The following is a 16,089-nucleotide window of genomic DNA, read 5'->3' as shown; positions in this document are numbered from 1 at the left end:
TCCATGAGCTTATCTATTGTCATTCCTTTACTTAACGAAGAAGAATCCTTAAAAGAACTTCATGATTGGATTGTGTCTGTGATGCAATCCAATCATTATTTATACGAAATCCTGTTTATTGATGACGGCAGTACGGATAACTCCTGGGAGGTGATTACCGAACTGGCATCCCGCAATGAAAATGTAAAAGGAATACGATTTCTGAAAAATTTCGGAAAATCACAGGCCCTTCATGCGGGTTTCAGGGAAGCCTCAGGCGATATCGTCGTCACCATGGATGCCGATTTGCAGGATAATCCGGAAGAAATTCCTGATTTGATCAGGATGATTGAAGATGAGAACTACGATTTAATCTCCGGCTGGAAAAAGAAGCGCTATGACCACGCCCTCACAAAAAACATCCCTTCAAAACTCTTTAACTGGGCAGCGCGAAAAACCTCCGGGGTAAAACTTCACGATTTTAATTGCGGACTAAAGGCCTTCAGAAAAGAAGTGATAAAAAATATAGAAGTATCAGGAGAGATGCACCGGTATATTCCTGTACTAGTAAAAAACGCCGGCTTTTCCAAAATAGGTGAAAAAGTAGTGCAGCACCAGGCCAGGAAATTTGGCAAGACCAAATTTGGTGCTGATCGATTTATCAACGGATTCCTCGACCTGATTACCATCTGGTTTGTCTCCAAATTTGGCAAGAGACCCATGCATCTATTTGGAGCTCTGGGCGTACTAATGTTTGTCATCGGCTCGGGGTTCGCCCTCTATCTCGGCATTGATAAGTTATTTATTAACCCGACGGGGCGTCTGTTGAGTCAGCGTCCCCAGTTCTATATTGCCCTTACCGCTATGATCATAGGAACCCAGTTCTTTCTGGCCGGCTTTTTAGGAGAAATCATGGTTAGATCGAGAAAAAGTGAGCCCAGGTATAAAATTTCCCATGAAATTAACCTCACTCATAGGGTAAAGGAATATTCTTCGTAATTTTATCTTTATACCAACGTATATTTCATGAATGACATACTTACAACCGCCAAAAGCTGGCTAACCGACTTTTTTGATCCGGCCGTTAAAAAAGAGATTCAGCATCTTATAGAAAATGATCCGGAGGAACTCAAAGATCGTTTTTACAAGAATATGGAATTCGGCACAGGGGGAATGCGCGGGATCATGGGAGTGGGAACAAACAGAATCAATAAATATACCCTTGGTAAGAGTACGCAGGGACTGAGTAACTACCTCCATAAAGTATATCCCGATACCGAACTGAAAGTAGTAATTGCCTATGATTGCCGGCACAACAGTGATACCCTGGCCAGAACGGTGGCCGAAGTATTCTCAGCCAATAACATTAAAGTATATCTCTTTTCTGAACTCAGGACTACCCCCGAACTTTCCTTTGCTGTAAGATATCTGGGTTGTCAGGCCGGTGTAGTTCTCACCGCTTCCCATAATCCCCCTGAATATAACGGTTACAAAGTGTACTGGACAGACGGTGGGCAGATCGTTCCTCCTCAGGACGGTGAAATCATAGCCGAAATCAATAAACTATCAGTAGAGGATGTGCGCTTTAAAGCCAATGACAGTTTCATAGAGCTTATTGATCATCAGGTAGATGAAGCATTCATTAATGCATCTGTTCAAAATGGGGATTTCAACGCCCCCGGAAAAACCGATTATTCCATAGTTTTCACTTCTCTGCACGGAACCTCGATTACCGCCATCCCGGAGGTGCTCAAAAGAGCCGGGTATAACAAGGTTACTATCATCGAAGAACAAGCAGAACCAGACGGGGATTTTCCTACTGTTGTTTCCCCTAATCCGGAGGAACCTGAGGCGTTGACACTGGCCATGAAAAAGGCAGAGGAAATTGGAGCAGACATGGTAGTGGGGACTGATCCCGATAGCGACAGGCTGGGAATTGCAGTGCGAAATCCCGAAGGCAAAATGGAACTTTTAAACGGGAACCAGACCATGGTCCTAATGACAAAATTCCTGCTCGATCAACAAAAGGAAAAAGGCTTTAAAGGCAATGAATTTATTGCCTCCACCATCGTTTCAACCCCCATGATGCAAAGTCTGGCTTCCGCCTATGGTGTGGAATGCAAGACCTCCCTTACAGGCTTTAAATGGATAGCAAAGATGATCGTGGACCATCCGGATCAACATTTCGTGGGAGGAGGGGAAGAGAGTTTTGGATTTATGGTTGGGGATTTTGTCCGTGATAAGGACGCCGTCACTTCCACCCTGCTCGCTTGTGAGATCGGTGCAACGGCCAAAGCGAATGGAAGTTCATTTTACAAGGAATTAATCCAATGTTACGCAGACTACGGCTTCTATAAGGAAAAATTGATTTCCCTGACAAAAAAAGGAATTTCCGGGGCTGAAGAGATTAAAAAAATGATGCAGGACTACAAGGAAAATCCGGTGAAATCCATTGACGGATCAAAGGTAATCACCGTTGACGACTACAATAGCTCTACCTCAACAGACATCAGAACAGGGAAAGTATCTGATATTGACCTGCCAAAATCCAATGTCCTGATCTATACCACAGAAGATGGAACACGAATGGCGGCCAGACCCAGTGGTACTGAGCCAAAGATCAAATTCTACTTCAGTGTAAACGCTCCCCTGGACGAGGTAAAGAATTTTAAGGAAGTAAATGATGCCCTGGACGCAAAGTTAAATAGCATTGTCAGCGAACTGAAACTGGATTGATGAATTACTTTAAAAAAATCCTGCGGTTTGCAGCGCCCTACAAGAAATACGCTTTTTTAAATATCTTTTTTAATATCCTTTATGCCCTTTTCAGTGCTCTTTCTTTCGTGGCGTTGATCCCAATGCTTAAGGTGCTTTTTGACCAAAATAAAAAGGTATTTGAAAAACCTGTTTATCAAGGTATTGGGTCTCTAGAAGATTATTTTCAGGAGTATATAAGTTACCGCGTTACAGCCTATTCTGGAGAAGATGAGATGAAGGCCTTAGTTTTAGTAATTGGCTTAGTTTTAATTCTATTTCTTCTTAAAAATGTATTTAATTATTTGGCTATGTACTTTATCACCTTTTTAAGGAATGGTGTTTTAAAGGACATAAGGAACCGTATGTATCAAAAAATCGTGGAGTTACCCATTTCATTTTATTCTGAAAAGAAAAAAGGGGATGTCATCGCCAGGATTACCTCAGATGTGCTGGAAATCCAGCATTCCTTTTTGTCTATTTTGGAGCTTATCGTAAGGGAACCCCTAACTATCCTGTTCACTATTGCGTTTATGTTCTTTCTTAGTTTTAAACTTACACTCTTTGTCTTTATTTTTATACCCCTGGCGGGAATGATAATTTCACGGATCGGTAAATCACTTAAAAAGAAATCAGACAGGGTACAGAAGGAACAAGGGGAATTTTTGTCTATTGTTGAAGAAACCCTCGGTGGATTGAGGGTAATCAAAGCTTTTAATTCCGAATCACATTTCTATAAGATATTTAGTAGCTCTACGGATCGTTTCTTCCATTTTTCCAATAAACTCCTTAACCGACAAAATCTCGCCTCTCCTACAGGAGAATTTCTGGGTATAGTAGTCATAGGGGTATTGCTTTGGTTTGGAGGAAAGATGGTGCTTATAGATAAAACACTAGATGCCGCTTCATTTATAGCCTATATGGGGCTGGCCTATAATATCTTAACTCCTGCCAAGGCCATAAGTAAGGCGTCCTACGGAGTTAAAAAAGGAAATGCAGCAGCGGAAAGGGTGCTTGAAATCCTCGAAACTGAAAATCCGATCAAAGAGTCGGACAACCCTGTACAAGTACATGATTTTACCAGCTCCCTTAGCTTAAATAACATCGCCTTTAAATACGAAGATGACTGGGTCCTGGAGAATTTCACCCTAGACCTTCCTAAGGGTAAAACAGTGGCTTTGGTTGGCCAGTCCGGCAGTGGTAAAAGTACGGTCGCCAACCTAGTAACGCGTTTCTACGATGTAGACCAGGGGGAAATTACCATTGACGGCACGGATATCAGGCAACTTTCGAAACGCTCTCTGAGGGGTCTGATGGGACTGGTTACACAGGAATCCATACTATTCAATGATTCGGTCCGCAATAATATCTCACTGGGAAAGGAAGATGCCTCTGATGAAGAGATCATTGAGGCTGCAAAAATTGCCAATGCACATGATTTTATTACCCAACTCCCAAAAGGTTACGACACCAATATTGGTGACAGTGGGAATAAACTCAGTGGCGGACAGAAACAAAGGCTCTCGATCGCAAGGGCAGTATTAAAGAATCCGCCCATAATGATCCTTGATGAAGCCACCTCTGCCCTTGATACAGAAAGTGAACGCCTGGTACAGGAAGCCCTTGAAAAACTGATGCAAAACAGGACATCCCTAGTCATTGCCCACCGGCTTTCCACCATCCAGAAGGCTGATTCCATTGTGGTCATGGAAAAAGGAAAAATCCTGGAAACAGGGACCCATGATGTGCTGTTAAAACAAAAAGGAGTCTACTTCAAACTGGTGGCCATGCAATCCTTTGATTAAGATCATCCTGATGCATTTACTTCCATTGGTCTGAAAAAAAGGTAATTTTATAGAGGAAATACCTGCGGATTAAACCTTTACGGTAAAATTCCGTCTTAAGTGCATAACACACTAACTTTGATTGCTGAAGAAACCTTAGTAAAAGAACTAAAGCAAAAGGAAACCCAGGCAAAAGCTTTTGAGGTGCTTATCAACACCTATAAAGAGCGATTGTACTGGCATATCAGGAGGATTGTGTTAGATCATGATGATGCAGATGATGTCTTACAGAATACCTTTATTAAGGTTTTCAGAAATATTGAAAAATTCAAGGGAGACAGTAAATTGTACTCATGGATGTACCGGATAGGTACCAATGAAGCAATCACCTTCCTGAAGACAAAGTCGAAGAAACTGGGAGTAAGCAGTGATGAATTAATAGAAAGAAAGGCCAGTACGCTTGAAGCGGATGTTTATTTTGAAGGGGACGCCATTCAACTTAAATTACAACAAGCTATTGCCAGCCTGCCTGAAAAGCAGAAACTGGTCTTTAATATGAAATACTATGAAGAAATGAAATACGGCGAGATCGCGGAAATATTAGATGTCTCGGTAGGAGGATTAAAAGCCTCATACCATCTGGCAGTGAAAAAAATTGAAGCCTTTCTAAAACAAGAGTGAGCTGTACAGAAAGCAAAATCATACCTAAACCATGAAAAATATATCAAAAAAGAACAGTTTTAAAACGCCACCCGGCTATTTCGAGGGGCTTTCAGATCAGATCCTGAGTAAATTACAGGAAGAAGATGCTGAAGGACTACCTGAAATGGAAGGGTTTGCTGTACCTGATGATTATTTTGATAAGGTAGAAAAAGACATTCTCACCAAAACAGTTCAAAAAGAGGGTCGGGTAATTAAACTCAGGCCGTACAAATCCTATTTCTATGCGGCAGCAGCAATAGCTGTGCTTTTTGTTCTGGTAATTGGAATAGAATGGAACAATACTCAAGCCCTTTCTTTCGACGACCTTGCCGCTGCCGATATTACCAGCTACATAGAATCAGAAGATCTTGAGCTAAGTAGTTCTGAGATCGCGGAAGTTGTTCCGCTGGCCAGCCTCGAATTAGACGATTTTATGGATAGTTCGGTAGATAATGAGCAAATCATGGACTACCTGGAAGAAACCATAGATGATTTAGATGAATTAAATATCGATTTAGATGAAGAATTTTAATAAACTCCTCGTAATTGCTCTTTTCCTAATCTGCAGCACAACCTTTGCACAGACTGGTGAAGGTATGGACAAGATAAAATCCCTGAAGATCGCTTTTATCACAGAACGACTGAATCTCAGTAGTGAAGAAGCCACTATTTTCTGGCCTGTTTATAATGAACATGAAGCCACCCTGGAAGCCCTGCGCCTTAAAGAACGAAATGACATCAGAGGCCGACTAAGGAATTTTCAGAATATGTCTGACTCGCAGATTGAGCAGTTGATGGGTGAGTTTCTCGCCCTTCAGAAAGAGAGAAATGACAGAAACATAGCCTTCCTCAACCGAATGACCAATCTTATCTCGGCAAGAAAGACCTTTCTGTTAATCAAGGCTGAAGATGATTTCAAAAAAAGGTTATTACAGCAAATACAGAAAAGGCGACAATAGGGGAAATTCGATAAAACGCAATAAAAAGGGGGCTAGTAGCCTCCTTTTGTTTTAAACCCTTGTCTGTTTCTACAGTCTTAGAAGTATAACCCTAAAAAAACCGTTATGAAAAAGTTTAAAATTGTTTTGGTCGTTATTGCATTTTTTGGAGCCTTAAGCGCTTCCAATGCACAGAGAGTTGTTAAAGTAAAAGTATATCCCAAACACGGGACAGTGGTAACCACTGTTAACAAACCGAGGCTGGTAATCCACAAAGGGATCCGGTATCATATTGCGGCTGGTGTTTGGTACAAGACCAGAGGAAGAAAATATGTAGTTACTGCCGCTCCAAGAGGTATTGTAATTAAAACCCTGCCAAGAGGTCATAAGGTGGTATTTATCAAAGGAAGGAAATATTTTGCCTATAAAGGAATACACTATAAGAGGATAGGCAGAACTTACAAAGTTGTTTATGTATAATTAGATTTGGGTTGACTTTTTAACAGGAGTCGTATGTTAGTCAGAAAAGGGTAGACATTGTCTGCCCTTTTCTCTATTTAAAGGTAAGCCTTGAAATCCTGAATTTACCCGCAGCGTAAGCAGTTGAATCATTTACAAACCGCAGGGTGTAAAAAGGTTCTTCAGAGAGCTTTATCCATTGTTCTCCTGTATTAGCTGAATAACTAACTCCTGAGTAAGAGACCGCTATAATCCCATTGCCCCTACTGCCGGGAACAAACTGAACACAACTCGTATAACCGGGAATATCTCCATCCGCCACAAGGCTCCAGGTTTTTCCACCATCAAGAGTAAGGGCTTTATTCCCTGTCTTACCTTCTGGTTCTGTGTAATCTCCTCCCATGGCAATACCCTTTTTGCCCGATGTAAAATGCAGGCTATATATTCCCTGAGTAGGTTCCTTGCTATTGATAGGCGTTTCAAAAACTTCCCAGGTATTGCCCTTATCAGGCGAATAAAAAATCCTGCCTTCAGTAGTCCCAATCCAGACCTTGTCCTTAAAAAGCGCAATATTTGTGTTACTGGCAGCAAAGGCCCCCTCCCCGGGAATGGCCTCAGGTAATTCTGAACAGGGTATTTTCCTCCAGCTGGAACCCCCATCACGCGTAACAAGTAAAGACAGGCACCCGCCCATCTCATCTCCTATGGCAAGGCCTTCATTGTTATTCCAGAAGGCCATCGAATCGTAAAACACCCCTTCCTTATCTTCCTTGTAGACCAATTCCATCAAGCCCTGATTTCCCGTTTTAAACAACAAGGCAGGCCTGCCTGCAGACAACATAAAAAAGTCTGTTTGAGTATGCCCTACAGCCCTGAATTCAGGATATAGTGTATCGTACCGTTGCTGTTTTGCTCTAATTTGCCCCGTTGACAAATCAACTGTTCCGAAAACTCCCCCGGTTCCGGCAAAAGCAACGCTCCCATCCATGACTTCCAATGCCCTTATACTGACAGAATCAGTAAAAAGATCCTCAATTTCAACACTGCTGAAATATCGTGGAGATGAGTGATCAGAACAACTTAGAATGACGATAAAAAGACAAAAGGATACTAATTTGCGCATCTGATTTAATTTATTCTAAAATATAGTCTTTCCTGCTTAAAACGGTACCTTTGCAACCTAAAATTTTCCAATGCGCTTACACAGGAATCTGGTATTTGCCGTAGTAGACGGACTACAGCTGATTTTCAATGAAGGAGTCTACGCTTCCAAGGCGGTTGAACAAACGTTAAAAAGAGACAAACGCTGGGGCTCCAGAGACAGGGGTTTTATCGCTGAAACTATATACGATATCGTGCGATGGAAACGATTATATGCAGAAATAGCAGAGGTAAAAGAACCATACAGCCGGGCTAATTTTTTCAGGCTATTTTCTGTCTGGGCGGTCCTTCGCGGTATACCACTTCCTAATTGGAAGCAACTGGAAGACACCCCCACAAGGAGGATCAAAGGACGCTTTGATGAATTGTCAAAAGTGAGGAAATACAGGGAATCTATCCCTGACTGGATAGATAATGTGGGACTTAAAGCCTTTGGTGAAAAATTCTGGGAAAAGGAATTACATGCGCTGAATCAGCTGGCACCGGTAGTGTTAAGAACCAATACTCTTAAAACCTCCATGCCGTACCTGAGACAGCGATTAGAGGAGGAAGGAATCGCTACAGATCTTATTTCAGGATACCCGTATGCCCTGGTTTTAAGAGAGAGAACAAATGTCTTTACAACCCAGGCATTTAAGGACGGGTGGTTCGAGGTACAGGATGCTTCTTCCCAGCTCGTTGCTCCCATGCTGGATGTTGCTCCTGGGCTGAGAGTTGTAGATGCATGTGCCGGGGCCGGAGGTAAATCGCTGCATCTGGCAGCCCTGATGGAAAATAAGGGACAACTAATCGCCCTGGATATCTATCCAAAAAAACTTCATGAGCTAAAGCGTCGTGCCCGAAGAAACGGGGCTCATAATCTGGAAACCAGGTTGATCGACTCTTCAAAGGTGATTAAAAAACTTCATCAGAAGGCAGACAGGGTGCTTATAGACGCTCCCTGTTCAGGTCTTGGTGTTCTCAGAAGAAACCCGGATACCAAATGGAAAATCCAGCCGGAGAACCTGGAAAAGCTAATTACCACCCAGAGGGAGCTATTGAAAGACTACAGTAAGATGGTGAAACCAAAGGGTAAATTGGTATATGCCACCTGTTCAGTGCTTCCTCAGGAAAATGACCAGCAAATAAAACACTTTTTGGACTCTGAAGAAGGTAAATTGTTTTCCCTTGCAGAAGAGCGACGTATCTATGCTCATAAATCAGGATACGATGGCTTTTATATAGCTTTATTGCAAAGGGATTAACATTTCTGTTAGCTGAAAAGGGTAAAGTAATGAACAATGACCCTTGAAAACTGTTGATAGGTCGATGTTAAAAAGCGACAGATTTAATGTAAATTTGGGCTCTTAAAATCCTGTTTAAACCTGGTTTATGATCTATTTTTTCGGGGATCCTTCTGATAAAGTATACGCGGTAGAATCGCAAAAGGAACTAAGCGAACCCGACATGGGGAAACTAAGCTGGCTGTTCGGCAATCAGCATCTGATATCTTCAGCGTCTGTCGACGCTTTTTTTATTGGACCAAGGGCAGCAATGATCACTCCCTGGAGTACCAATGCCACTGAGATCACCCAGAACATGGGGATCACCGGGATAAGCAGGATTGAAGAATTTCAGGCTGTAGCTGAAGGCTACAAGGATTACGATCCTATGCTTTCCCAGAAATACAGTTCTCTAACGCAGGATATCTTTACCATTGCAGTGGAGATAGAAACTATTTTGCCTATATCAGATATCGCTGCCTATAACCAGAAGGAAGGCCTGGCCCTGAGTGCAGAAGAGGTAGCCTACCTTGAAAATCTTGCAGAGAAACTGGGAAGGCCACTTACTGATTCTGAAGTCTTCGGCTTTAGTCAGGTAAATTCAGAACACTGCCGTCATAAGATCTTCAATGGGGTATTTGTCATCGATGGAGAAGAGAAATCTTCCTCCCTTTTTAAACTGATCAGAAAGACCTCAGAAAAAAATCCGAATAACATAGTATCAGCCTATAAAGATAATGTGGCTTTTATCAAAGGTCCGCAAGCCGTTCAGTTTGCCCCGGCTACACCGGATAAACCGGATTATTACAAGGAAACTAAATTTGAGTCGGTTCTTTCTCTTAAGGCAGAGACACATAATTTTCCCACAACCGTAGAACCCTTCAATGGGGCTGCAACAGGCTCAGGAGGGGAAATCAGAGATCGACTAGCAGGTGGGAAAGGATCGCTTCCCCTGGCCGGAACCGCTGTCTATATGACATCTTACTCCCGTCTGGAAGAAGATCGGCCCTGGGAACAGGCGAATGCAGCCAGACCGTGGTTATATCAAACCCCTATGGATATTTTGATCAAGGCCTCGAACGGGGCTTCTGATTTTGGAAATAAATTCGGTCAGCCACTGATCGCAGGTTCAGTACTTACTTTTGAGCACCAGGAACATCAGCGTATGCTGGGGTATGACAAAGTGATCATGTTAGCCGGTGGAATCGGGTATGGCAAAGCAGATCAGGCCCTGAAAGACAAGCCCAATAAGGGAGATAAGATCGTGATTTTAGGCGGGGATAATTACCGTATCGGGATGGGTGGAGCTGCCGTATCCAGTGCAGATACCGGAGAATTCAGTTCTGCCATAGAACTCAATGCCGTACAAAGATCCAACCCGGAAATGCAGAAAAGGGCTGCCAATGCTATCCGTGGCCTGGTAGAAAATGATCACAACCCCGTAGTATCTATTCACGATCATGGGGCAGGTGGCCATCTCAATTGCTTGTCTGAGCTCGTGGAGGAAACCGGTGGGAAAATAGATATGGACAAGCTGCCTATTGGAGATCCTACCCTCTCTGCAAAAGAAATTATCGGAAACGAATCTCAGGAACGTATGGGATTGGTGATCGGGGAAAAAGATTGCGCCTTTCTTGAACGTATCGCATCCAGAGAACGGGCTCCCATGTATAAGGTGGGCGTCGCCACCGGAGACAACCGCTTTACCTTTGAATCGATTAAGCGGAATGAAAAACCGATGGACCTGGACCTTGCAGACATGTTTGGAAGTTCTCCCAAAACAATTATGACCGATACATCTGTGATCAGGACATATGAGGCTCCCGAATATGCCTTCGGGCAGTTCAAAAAATATCTGGGAGATGTTTTGCAGCTCGAAGCCGTGGCGTGTAAAGACTGGCTCACCAATAAAGTCGACAGGTGTGTAGGTGGCAGAGTGGCTAAACAGCAATGTGCAGGACCTTTGCAGTTACCTCTAAACAACGTAGGGGTGATGGCGCTCGATTATAAGGGAAAAGAAGGTATAGCGACAAGTATTGGCCACTCCCCTGTTTCCGGCCTGATCGATCCGACTGCGGGAAGTCTTAACAGTATTGCCGAAGCACTTACAAATTTAGTCTGGGCACCCCTTGAGGACGGACTCGCTTCAGTTTCCTTATCGGCTAACTGGATGTGGCCCTGCCGTAACGAGGGAGAAGATGCCCGCCTGTTTGAAGCCGTAAGCGCTGTTTCCGATTTTTCTATAGCACTGGGTATCAATGTTCCCACAGGAAAGGATTCACTTTCCATGAAACAGAAATACAAAGACCAGGAAGTACTCTCTCCCGGAACCGTGATTATTTCTGCGGCAGCCCATTGTAGTGATGTGAATAAGGTAGTAGAACCAGTTTTTAAGAAAAGAAACGGCAGCATCTACTACATTAATTTCTCACAGGTTAAATTTGCCCTTGGTGGATCTTCCTTTGCGCAGAGTTTAAACAAGGTGGGCGATAATGCACCTACCATTAGAGATACTGAAAATTTCAAAAAGACTTTCAATACACTGCAGGAACTTATAAAGGAAGGAGAAATAGTGGCTGGTCATGATGTGGCTTCGGGCGGACTTATCACCACCTTGCTTGAAATGTGCTTTGCGGACAATCAACTGGGGGCACAGCTCGACCTTTCATCCCTCGATGAAAAGGATACAACAAAGCTCTTGTTTGCTGAAAATGCAGCAGTGGTTATTCAGGCCAGAAGTTCTGCGGTTGAAAAGGCTTTTGAGAAAAACAAGATCGAGTTTTATCGTATAGGTTCAGTTGTTGAAAAACCAGAACTTGCCATTATAAACGGTGAAGACCGGGTTGTTTTGAATATATATGAACAGCGGGATCTGTGGTTTAAAACATCCTATCTGCTCGATCAGAAACAGACCTCGGGAGACCTTGCCAGGCAGCGGTATGAGAATTATAAGAATCAGCCTTTGATCTACCGCTTCCCTGAACATTTTGAAGGAAAATTACCCGTTTTTCAGGGATCCAGACCCAAGGCTGCCATCTTAAGGGAAAAAGGCAGCAATTCAGAAAGGGAAATGGCCAACGCTATGTTTCTTGCCGGATTCGATGTAAAGGACGTGCATATGACCGACTTGATCAGTGGGCGGGAAACCCTTGAGGATATTCAGTTTATAGGGGCAGTAGGAGGTTTCTCCAATTCGGATGTTTTAGGCAGTGCCAAGGGCTGGGCCGGGGCTTTTAAGTACAATGAAAAGGCGCAACTTGCGCTGCAAAGGTTTTTTTCCAGACCGGATACGCTCTCTGTAGGTATTTGTAACGGCTGCCAGCTGTTTATGGAATTGGAGCTGATCAATCCGGAGCATGAGGTACATGGAAAAATGACCTACAACGATTCACATAAACACGAAAGCAATTTTACCTCCGTCTGTATTGAAAAGAACAATTCGGTAATGTTAGCTTCTCTCGAAGGGAGCACGTTGGGAGTCTGGATTTCGCATGGAGAAGGTAAATTTTCCCTGCCCTACCCTGCAAACCGATATGGCATTGTCGCGACCTACGGATATGACCAATATCCGGCCAACCCCAATGGCAGTGATTACAATGTCGCAATGCTCTGCGATCCTTCCGGAAGGCATTTGGTAACCATGCCCCACATTGAGCGGAGTATTTTTCCGTGGAACTGGGCGCATTATCCTTCAGGTAAAGACGAAGTGTCGCCCTGGCTTGAAGCTTTTGTAAATGCTAGAAAGTGGCTGGAAAGTAGAAACTAGGGCATTGATCAGGTATAATAGTATTTATATTGTATTGTTTTTGGTCCTTGTTACCTCCGCAAATGGACAAGTCAGGAAGGAACTATTTCTGGATGAGGGTAAAATTGAGATTTCCAAGCGCATTTATAATAAAAAGGTGCGTTCCGGTCTTTATTATGGACAACGGTATGCAAACGACAGTATCATTTACAACGTGTTGTACCTTTCATACTATTTTGACAAGATCAAAAGAAAGCCTAAGGAACAACTATTTAAACTTCTGGCACAACGAAATAATGTTGACACTACAAAGACCATACTGATTCATTACGAAAATGAACTAAAAGGGATTGAAAATTTCCCAAAGAACGACACCATTGTTTATTATAAAAACGGCACCCATTCGCATTTAATTTCCCATAAAACCTTTATTGAAGGGCATAAAAAGTGCAACAGTACCGAAAGAAAGAATACCAAAGTCTATCATTTTTTTTCTGAAAATAAAGGGCATCCACTCTCCTTTGAAGGACAAGAATGGTATAAGGACAATCTGCTTTTGTTGAAGAATACTTTCGGAAATGGTAGAGAATCGAGGAGGAACTGGGCACTCATTATCCATCCTTCCGGAGAATTTGCATTGCGTAACGCGGAACTAGACTATCGGATATGGAATCAGTTGGCAGACCCTTTAAAATATAGCAAGTTCAAAAAAAAGTTCCAAAAGCAGTTTAAAAAACTAAACCCTTAGTGTAACTTATTTTCGTCAAGAATATTGAAATTGATCAAGATACCGTCTTAAAATTATCAATTGATCAGATATCATGATAGATTTTTGACAATCCCGTTTTATAATCCCGCTCCCTTTTCTTACTTTGCAAAGATCATAATTCCGAAGTATGCAAACAGTCACCCGTCTTTTCGACATCCCACATTACCAAAATGAAAATTTTCCTCTTGAAAAAGCCTTTGTAAGCAAGTACAAAGGGGAGTGGGTGGCCACCTCTACTAAAGACTATATAGCGAAAGCGAATACTGCGAGTCGCGCCCTTTTAAAACTTGGGGTAAAGGCTGGGGAGAAGATCGCCGTTATCTCCATGACGAACCGAACGGAGTGGAATATCATGGACATAGCCGTATTGCAGATCGGGGCGCAAAATGTTCCTATTTATCCTACCATTTCAGAAGAGGATTACGCCTATATCCTGAATCATTCTGAAGCCACTTACTGTTTTGTCTCCTGTACGGAGGTACTGGAGAAAGTGAATAGCATAAAAGCCGATGTTCCGGGATTGAAAAACGTCTATTCTTTTGATGAGATTGATAGCTGTAACCATTGGACGGAATTACTCCGCCTTGGGGAGGATGAGAGTCTGCAGGCAGAAGTTGAAGCACGGAAAGAAAAAGTTCAGCCTGAAGACCTTGCCACCCTTATCTACACTTCAGGTACTACGGGTAGGCCTAAGGGAGTAATGCTATCCCACAATAATATAGTCTCAAACGTCCTGGCCAGCAAACCGAGGGTTCCCTTTAATCAGGGAAGCACCTCCCTCAGTTTTCTCCCCGTCTGCCATATTTTTGAGAGGATGATACTGTATCTGTATCAGTATTGTGGTATCACTGTATACTTTGCTGAGGGTCTGGATAAGATCAGTGACAATCTGAAGGAGATAAAACCCAATGTCATGACCGTGGTACCCAGGTTACTGGAGAAGGTCTACGACAAGATCATAGCCAAGGGTGCCGATTTGTCCGGAATAAAGAAAAAACTCTTCTTCTGGGCTGTTGAACTGGGATTGAAGTACGAACCCTATGGCGCGAATGGCTGGTGGTATGAAAAAAAACTGGGAATCGCCAGGAAACTCATTTTCAGTAAATGGAAGGAAGGACTGGGTGGGAATCTTGAAACTATGGTTTCCGGAAGTGCTGCCCTGCAAACAAGGTTAAGTCGGATATTCGGCGCAGCCGGTATCCCCGTGATGGAAGGATACGGCCTTACAGAAACCTCCCCCGTAATATCAGTCAACGATCAGCGAAACCGGGGCTGGAAAATAGGAACTGTAGGGAAGATCATTGAGGATGTGGAGATCAAAATCGCATCTGATGGGGAAATCTTGTGCAAAGGCCCTAACGTTATGATGGGGTACTACAAAGATCCTGAAAAGACCAAAGAGGTATTACAAGATGGATATTTTCACACTGGAGATATAGGCGAAATTGACGAAGAGGGCTTTTTAAAGATTACAGACCGCAAAAAAGAAATGTTTAAGACTTCAGGGGGGAAATACGTTGCCCCGCAGTTGCTGGAGAACCGACTTAAACAAAGCAGGTTTATAGAGCAGGTAATGGTAGTAGGTGAAGGAGAGAAAATGCCGGCTGCCCTTATTCAACCTAATTTCGAGTTTTTGGGTGAATGGATTAAAAGACACCATAAAGATCTGAGCAGTCCTGAAGAAATTGTCAGGGACCAGGAAATCCAGAATAGAATTCAGAAAGAAGTGGATGAGGCAAATGAACAATTTGCCAAGTGGGAAAAAGTGAAGGCTTTTAGATTAACTCCTGATGCATGGACGGTTGAAGGAGGACACCTCACCCCTACCATGAAACTCAAACGGAAGATTGTAAAGGAGAAATATCGCGATCTCTACAACGACATCTACGGCCACTCAGATTCATAAATCCTATTAGTATTTCTTTCTTTCCGGTTTCCATCCGGGAACTAAAGCAATTGCATTCCTTTATCTATTAAAAGGAAGGAACGTTGCTCTCTATCAGCATTTTTTAACTAATTTATTATGCATGCATAATAAATTTTTTATATCTTTGACTGGTTTAGATGACTTATGCAAGAGATAACAATTGATTACGCCCTGAGGGCCACATGGCAATCCGTGGCGAGAATGTACAATGAAGAGGCCAAGAAGTTTGGTTCAACTATGGCGGTAGGTTTTACGCTGTTGAGTATTGACCCGAAGAAGGGAACACCTTCAACTTCCCTGGGCCCAAAAATGGGGATGGAAGCCACAAGTTTGTCGCGAATCCTCAAGAGCATGGAAGAGAAAGGACTGATTGAACGCAGGCCAAATCCTGATGACGGAAGAGGTGTACTCATTTATCTGACCCCGTTTGGATTAGAAAAACGAAAGGATTCTAAGGATGTGGTACTAAAGTTCAATGAAGTGGTGAAAGAACAATTATCTCAGGAACAGCTCAGCAGTTTCTTTCAAGTGATGGACACAATTAATCACATCGTCGCCGAAAAGAAAATTTTCAATACGGAAACAACAACTAAATAACTCAATTCTCAT

At 42.9% G+C, this 16,089-nt stretch carries 13 protein-coding genes; 12 read left to right on the top strand and 1 reads right to left on the bottom strand.

All coding sequences use genetic code 11. The features are described from left to right. Positions 1–3: 3 nt before the first annotated feature. From ACA086_RS11895 to ACA086_RS11865, 7 genes are all read left to right on the top strand, one after another. A complete protein-coding gene (locus ACA086_RS11895) occupies positions 4–978 on the top strand; it encodes a glycosyltransferase family 2 protein (protein WP_371003544.1) in 975 nt (324 codons plus the stop codon). 27 nt (positions 979–1,005) lie between these two features. Beyond that, positions 1,006–2,715, top strand: coding sequence for a phospho-sugar mutase (locus ACA086_RS11890; protein ID WP_371003543.1), 1,710 nt, complete (start codon positions 1,006–1,008; stop codon positions 2,713–2,715). After that, on the top strand, positions 2,715–4,538 hold the full coding sequence (locus ACA086_RS11885) for an ABC transporter ATP-binding protein (RefSeq protein ID WP_371003542.1): 1,824 nt from the start codon (positions 2,715–2,717) through the stop codon (positions 4,536–4,538). Before ACA086_RS11890 ends, ACA086_RS11885 begins: the two co-directional genes overlap by 1 nt. Positions 4,539–4,655: 117 nt before the next feature. After that, complete coding sequence (locus tag ACA086_RS11880; protein WP_371003597.1) at positions 4,656–5,198, top strand: RNA polymerase sigma factor; 543 nt, start codon at positions 4,656–4,658, stop codon at positions 5,196–5,198. 31 nt (positions 5,199–5,229) lie between these two features. Then, positions 5,230–5,751, top strand: coding sequence for a hypothetical protein (locus tag ACA086_RS11875; RefSeq protein WP_371003541.1), 522 nt, complete (start codon positions 5,230–5,232; stop codon positions 5,749–5,751). Next, complete coding sequence (locus tag ACA086_RS11870; protein ID WP_371003539.1) at positions 5,738–6,178, top strand: hypothetical protein; 441 nt, start codon at positions 5,738–5,740, stop codon at positions 6,176–6,178. Before ACA086_RS11875 ends, ACA086_RS11870 begins: the two co-directional genes overlap by 14 nt. A gap of 105 nt (positions 6,179–6,283) precedes the next feature. Continuing rightward, entirely contained in the window at positions 6,284–6,637 is a 354-nt protein-coding gene (locus ACA086_RS11865) for a DUF6515 family protein (RefSeq protein ID WP_371003538.1), read from the top strand. A gap of 73 nt (positions 6,638–6,710) precedes the next feature. Here the strand turns inward: ACA086_RS11865 and ACA086_RS11860 are convergent, their stop codons facing one another. After that, positions 6,711–7,739 (bottom strand): WD40/YVTN/BNR-like repeat-containing protein, encoded by a 1,029-nt coding sequence (locus tag ACA086_RS11860; protein WP_371003537.1) that lies wholly within the window; start codon positions 7,737–7,739, stop codon positions 6,711–6,713. A gap of 70 nt (positions 7,740–7,809) precedes the next feature. Here ACA086_RS11860 and ACA086_RS11855 point away from each other — a divergent pair, with 70 nt between their 5' ends. The 5 genes from ACA086_RS11855 to ACA086_RS11835 all read left to right on the top strand — a co-directional run bounded on the left by ACA086_RS11855 (position 7,810) and on the right by ACA086_RS11835 (position 16,077). Continuing rightward, positions 7,810–9,021, top strand: coding sequence for an RsmB/NOP family class I SAM-dependent RNA methyltransferase (locus ACA086_RS11855; RefSeq protein ID WP_371003535.1), 1,212 nt, complete (start codon positions 7,810–7,812; stop codon positions 9,019–9,021). Positions 9,022–9,148: 127 nt separating this feature from the next. After that, complete coding sequence (gene purL, locus ACA086_RS11850; protein WP_371003534.1) at positions 9,149–12,805, top strand: phosphoribosylformylglycinamidine synthase; 3,657 nt, start codon at positions 9,149–9,151, stop codon at positions 12,803–12,805. Further along, a complete protein-coding gene (locus ACA086_RS11845; protein WP_371003533.1) occupies positions 12,774–13,532 on the top strand; it encodes a hypothetical protein in 759 nt (252 codons plus the stop codon). The genes purL and ACA086_RS11845 overlap by 32 nt, the downstream gene beginning before the upstream one ends. A 148-nt stretch (positions 13,533–13,680) precedes the next feature. Then, complete coding sequence (locus ACA086_RS11840) at positions 13,681–15,459, top strand: long-chain fatty acid--CoA ligase (RefSeq protein WP_371003531.1); 1,779 nt, start codon at positions 13,681–13,683, stop codon at positions 15,457–15,459. Positions 15,460–15,624: 165 nt separating this feature from the next. Further along, complete coding sequence (locus tag ACA086_RS11835) at positions 15,625–16,077, top strand: MarR family winged helix-turn-helix transcriptional regulator (RefSeq protein WP_371003530.1); 453 nt, start codon at positions 15,625–15,627, stop codon at positions 16,075–16,077. The last annotated feature ends 12 nt before the right edge of the window (positions 16,078–16,089 follow it).

Source organism: Muriicola sp. E247, from assembly GCF_041358175.1.
Classification (GTDB): Bacteria; Bacteroidota; Bacteroidia; order Flavobacteriales; family Flavobacteriaceae; genus Muriicola.
This window is presented reverse-complemented; position numbering and strand designations above follow the sequence as displayed.

Excerpts from the sequence above, each read along its gene's own strand:
- ACA086_RS11895 (WP_371003544.1), top strand. The coding sequence starts at position 4 with ATGAGCTTATCTATTGTCATTCCTTTACTTAACGAAGAAGAATCCTTA.
- ACA086_RS11890 (WP_371003543.1), top strand. The coding sequence starts at position 1,006 with ATGAATGACATACTTACAACCGCCAAAAGCTGGCTAACCGACTTTTTT.
- ACA086_RS11885 (WP_371003542.1), top strand. The coding sequence starts at position 2,715 with ATGAATTACTTTAAAAAAATCCTGCGGTTTGCAGCGCCCTACAAGAAA.
- ACA086_RS11875 (WP_371003541.1), top strand. The coding sequence starts at position 5,230 with ATGAAAAATATATCAAAAAAGAACAGTTTTAAAACGCCACCCGGCTAT.
- ACA086_RS11870 (WP_371003539.1), top strand. The coding sequence starts at position 5,738 with ATGAAGAATTTTAATAAACTCCTCGTAATTGCTCTTTTCCTAATCTGC.
- ACA086_RS11865 (WP_371003538.1), top strand. The coding sequence starts at position 6,284 with ATGAAAAAGTTTAAAATTGTTTTGGTCGTTATTGCATTTTTTGGAGCC.
- ACA086_RS11860 (WP_371003537.1), bottom strand. The coding sequence starts at position 7,739 with ATGCGCAAATTAGTATCCTTTTGTCTTTTTATCGTCATTCTAAGTTGT.
- ACA086_RS11855 (WP_371003535.1), top strand. The coding sequence starts at position 7,810 with ATGCGCTTACACAGGAATCTGGTATTTGCCGTAGTAGACGGACTACAG.
- purL (WP_371003534.1), top strand. The coding sequence starts at position 9,149 with ATGATCTATTTTTTCGGGGATCCTTCTGATAAAGTATACGCGGTAGAA.
- ACA086_RS11845 (WP_371003533.1), top strand. The coding sequence starts at position 12,774 with ATGCTAGAAAGTGGCTGGAAAGTAGAAACTAGGGCATTGATCAGGTAT.
- ACA086_RS11840 (WP_371003531.1), top strand. The coding sequence starts at position 13,681 with ATGCAAACAGTCACCCGTCTTTTCGACATCCCACATTACCAAAATGAA.
- ACA086_RS11835 (WP_371003530.1), top strand. The coding sequence starts at position 15,625 with ATGCAAGAGATAACAATTGATTACGCCCTGAGGGCCACATGGCAATCC.